The following is a 4060-nucleotide window of genomic DNA, read 5'->3' as shown; positions in this document are numbered from 1 at the left end:
GTTCAAAAGCCTCCAGAACTTTCGATCTGTCCGCTTGTTTGAGGAACAACGCTTCTAAAACGCCCAGCAAATACAAACATAAGTCATCCTGGAATTCATGAGCGTATTCTTTGGCCTTTTCAAAACATTCTTGTCCTTCTGGTTTTTCATCTTTGGTGAAATGAATTAAAGCTAAATCATAATAAGCGCTTGTGATTTCTTTAGCTTTTGCCTTTTTGGCTGCTTTAATGGCCTCATGATAAAAAGGCACTGCCTGAAAGCTTCCAATTCTGCTATAACAGTGACCCATGTTCAATAACGCTTTTGTGATCATCGTCCAATTATCAATCTCTTGAGAGAGAGCCAATGCCTTGTGCAGATGGGGCAAAGCGCGATCATGCGCCAATAAATCATCATAATTTCCCGAAATAACAAAGTGGCATTGTATCTGGCGGACTTTGTATGTAACCTCCTTTTGATAAATTTCATCAGCAAGAGAGATATAATACATCGACATATGGGTTTGTTTCATGTGATAGAAGACTTCAGCCATCTTAAAGTAAAATTCAGCTTTTTCTATTTTGTCAGAAACTTTTGTTAATTTCTTCTCCGCTGCTCTATAAGACTTAATGGCTTTTATGTATTTTCCCTGCGAAAAGTAGTACATTCCGGTAAAAAACGAGCGATAGTATTCCAACAACCCCGAGAATTTTCTTCCCTGTCCCTCGATTTCTCTAAGGTAATCAGCAAGGCTCATCCTTTCCTCGTTTGGAAAAAGGTAGTCCAACATCAGCTGATGCCTCAAATCCATCATCTGATAGTACAATAGGGTGTCTTGATCCTCTTCCATTCTGTCTAAATCCTGCTCAATTTCGGCTTTCAACCGTTCCGCTTCTATCACATTCAGCTTCTGGATTTCGTTGTACCACGCATTGATTTTCATTCCCACAGATGAAGATGGTATGGTTTCCAATGAGCCTCATTCCTTCCTTCCCAACAAAAACCCTTTTTATGTTAAAGATTAACATAAAGATGCCCGCCAATAATCGCAGAAAATCTCTTAGAAAAAATGTTGCGTGACGCCGCAAACAAAAAAAACGCTCCTGCCAAAAAGCAAGAGCGCTAAAACAAAACATGTGAGCAGCTAAAATTATACAACTTTATTCAGCGATCAAAAAGCCTCGGAATTAGCTCTCTATATCCGCCCCGATCTCCTTCGCAAATTCAATCATTTTTTTCCGCCTGCTCTCAAACACCTCATCCAGTCTATCAAAACGCTCATTCATATTTTTTTCAAACTCACTCAGTTCCCTCTTCAACGCCACAGTCTCTGCTTTGATACCCGATCGCGTATCTCCCAAATCCTCTTTTATCTCATCCAAACCCTCTTTAATCATCTGGCCCAAATCCTCTAGTGCCTTCAGTACCTTTTCCTCTTCTGTCTTCACTTACTTCCACCTTTCCAAAAACCGAACGACCAGGAACCAGGTTAGGGATCCAAATCGACAAAAAGACGAACGACTAAAATCGCCGGCAGCTGCCTTTACCTCCCGATTCCCGAACATCGGCCCCGCTTTTTATTCCACGGTTCGATTGACAACGAGCCTCCGCACCCTCAAACTCCCAAAGGCAACCCCGCAGGGCGAAAACCGCCCTCCGGGGCCACCTCCGGCAGTTTGCATGAGAGTGCCTCTCATTGTAAATCGACTTTCGCGGCATAAACGCTTGTTTTCTCCCTGCAGCAGCCAGTCCTCCTCAAGACCTTGCCAGTTCGAGCGCTTTTTGTATGTATTCCTCTTCTGTAATTTCTCCATGAAACCGCCTTTTCAAAAGCTCTTCCTCTTCTTTTGTAAGCACTAAGCCTTCAAAATCAAGGGTTGCTCGTACATGTCTCATGGCTTTTTCGAAGTCAATTTCCCTTGTCATGATCCTTACTCTCCTTTATCCAATTGTATCACTTCAAGAGCAGGGCAGGCGGGCGAATGAAGTCGCCCATTGCCTGCCCCCGATGCGCAATGAACAGGGTGAGCCTCGTTACTCCTCCCTGTTCAAAGCCGCATCTTTTGCCTCGTTCCAGGTGCGCGACTCCCTGCCGGATTGTCTCGCAGCCCTCCACTTCAGCAAGCCATTTGTCCTCAATCGGAGCCTGCCCGATTTGCGGTAAATGGCATCCCAGCACCCCTGTGGGGTGTGAGAGGCGGAGCTAAAAGTGTCGGACACAATGTTTCCGACACACTCCGCAAAGGGGATGACACGTCCTCCCCCTTGACCCCCACAGTGCGACACTCTAAAATTGAGCTAAACACTCAATTTTAGGAGGTCGAAAAACCATGGTCGCCCGGCAAAAAGAATCCGTCCGACTCGACCCTGAAATTGTTTCGCTCGGTCGCAAGCTCGCGAAACAAGATTTCGGGTCTGAAAAGAAGTTTGGCCTTTTGATCGAGAACGCCATCAGGGCGTATCACGCTCGAAAAGTCCAACCTGTCGAAGCAAGCTCGCTGCTGTCCGCAACCGAGCAAGCTTTGATCGACAGGATTGAAAAACGCGTTCAAGACATGGGAAAGCAAACCGTTGAACGGATTGCTAACCTCACGGCAAAGTCATCATTCGAGACAGTCTACAGCTCCATCATTCTGGAACGAATATTTGACAGTCTCTTTAACAAAAGCAATCCAAAACAAAAGCGTGAAGAAATCCGCGGACTTGCCGCCAAGCGAATGCAGGGCCGTCTCGACAAGGAAGGCGCTGAAAAGATCAGCTCTCTCATTCAGGAAAACAAAGCACTAGAGTCTGAATGCAATCAGATCAGAGAGATGCTTGCCCAAATGGCAGCACAATACGAAGAGCTTCAGAAACTGCATGAGTCATTAAATCAAAAACACGAAAATCAAAAAGCCAACACCCAACATTATTACAACCGCGCAAGGCAGATCGATCAGGAAAAAGAGGAGTTAACCCGGCAGCTGCGCAATCAAGAAAAAGAAAACGCATCGCTGCAGAAGAAACTCCAGTTCCTTCTGGACAATTACAGCCGGTTTAAGTCAAACAGGAATTTGATTGAAGAATACGAGCAGGGGAGATACTGATGGTCGTTCATGTGAAATCGCTTGGTTTTGCCAGCCACCACAAAGGCGGCAAGCCGATCTCTCACATCAAAGAGCATATCAAGTACATAGAACTTGATCGTGATCATCACCGGACACCGCCGGAACTGTTCACGGCTACCCAGGACAACATCAAACGAATTGAATTTTTCCAAAAGCTGAACGAACAGCCAAAGGTCGGCGTGGTCGGCCATAAGCTCGTGATCTCGCTCAGCGAGGATGAAAAAGAGCGCTACGGGACCGATCTGAAGGAATTGGTCCGAGACACCATGAATCGTTTTGAAACCAAGTACAACGTTAAACTAGATTGGGTTTCCGCCGTCCATGATGATAAAGGGCATCCTCACGCGCATGTCGTCATTCGAGGCTATAACGAGGATGGAAAACAGGTCGGCCTGTATCCTTCCCACCTGAAAGACTTGCATCAATTCGCTGATCAGGAAAAGCTACGGCAGTTTGAGAGATCAAAAGACAGCGCCCGCAGTCGTGATTTTTTGAAAGAGCTAGAGGAAGAAAGAAAGCATGAACCAACGCTTGATCTACCCCTTGCATTGGAGCCGGAACATGCCGTCAAAAACAAAGCACGATCAAGAGATCAAGAAATGGAACGTTGAGACAGGCCCCGCGGCCTGTTTTTTTGTTTTTCTGGCTTGTAGCGTTGACTTTTCGAAATAGGAAGGCATTTACGAGATTCATAGCGAATGTTGTAGCGCATAAGGAAAAATCGAGGTGATCCGCTATGAACACCGATACAACCGCTACAAAACTTACTTCAAAAGACGTGTCCTCCCGCCTTGGCATAGAGACCGTCACAGTCCGCAAATATTCAAAGCTGCTCGAGTCTCACGGCTATTTTTTCGAGCGCGACACCAAGGGCTGGCGACTCTACAACAAAGATGATTTATCCGCTATAGAGTATCTCTACAACATGAACAAATTGGACGGCCAATCCCTCCAAAAAGCAGCTGAACACATAG

Annotated in this window: 6 protein-coding genes; 3 read left to right on the top strand and 3 right to left on the bottom strand. The window is 45.8% G+C overall.

From position 1 onward, the window contains the following. From ACFVFQ_RS38365 to ACFVFQ_RS38355, 3 genes are all read right to left on the bottom strand, one after another. The coding region (locus ACFVFQ_RS38365; protein WP_383425324.1) for an aspartate phosphatase at positions 1 to 922 on the bottom strand (922 nt) is incomplete at its 3' end. A 244-nt stretch (positions 923 to 1166) separates the two neighbouring features. After that, entirely contained in the window at positions 1167 to 1427 is a 261-nt protein-coding gene (locus ACFVFQ_RS38360) for a hypothetical protein (RefSeq protein WP_046129924.1), read from the bottom strand. A gap of 307 nt (positions 1428 to 1734) precedes the next feature. Next, positions 1735 to 1905: a hypothetical protein gene (locus ACFVFQ_RS38355; protein WP_011161206.1), complete on the bottom strand. Its 171-nt coding sequence runs from the start codon at positions 1903 to 1905 to the stop codon at positions 1735 to 1737. 404 nt (positions 1906 to 2309) lie between these two features. Here ACFVFQ_RS38355 and ACFVFQ_RS38350 point away from each other — a divergent pair, with 404 nt between their 5' ends. The 3 genes from ACFVFQ_RS38350 to ACFVFQ_RS38340 all read left to right on the top strand — a co-directional run. Beyond that, positions 2310 to 3065: a hypothetical protein gene (locus ACFVFQ_RS38350; protein ID WP_021838006.1), complete on the top strand. Its 756-nt coding sequence runs from the start codon at positions 2310 to 2312 to the stop codon at positions 3063 to 3065. Then, on the top strand, positions 3065 to 3697 hold the full coding sequence (locus tag ACFVFQ_RS38345) for a relaxase/mobilization nuclease domain-containing protein (RefSeq protein ID WP_021838007.1): 633 nt from the start codon (positions 3065 to 3067) through the stop codon (positions 3695 to 3697). Before ACFVFQ_RS38350 ends, ACFVFQ_RS38345 begins: the two co-directional genes overlap by 1 nt. A 125-nt stretch (positions 3698 to 3822) precedes the next feature. Next, a partial coding sequence (locus ACFVFQ_RS38340) for a MerR family transcriptional regulator (protein ID WP_383425322.1) occupies positions 3823 to 4060 on the top strand: 238 nt, incomplete at its 3' end.

Origin of the sequence: Streptomyces sp. NPDC057743 (assembly GCF_042798755.1) — a bacterium.
Classification (GTDB): Bacteria; Actinomycetota; Actinomycetes; order Streptomycetales; family Streptomycetaceae; genus Streptomyces.
This window is presented reverse-complemented; position numbering and strand designations above follow the sequence as displayed.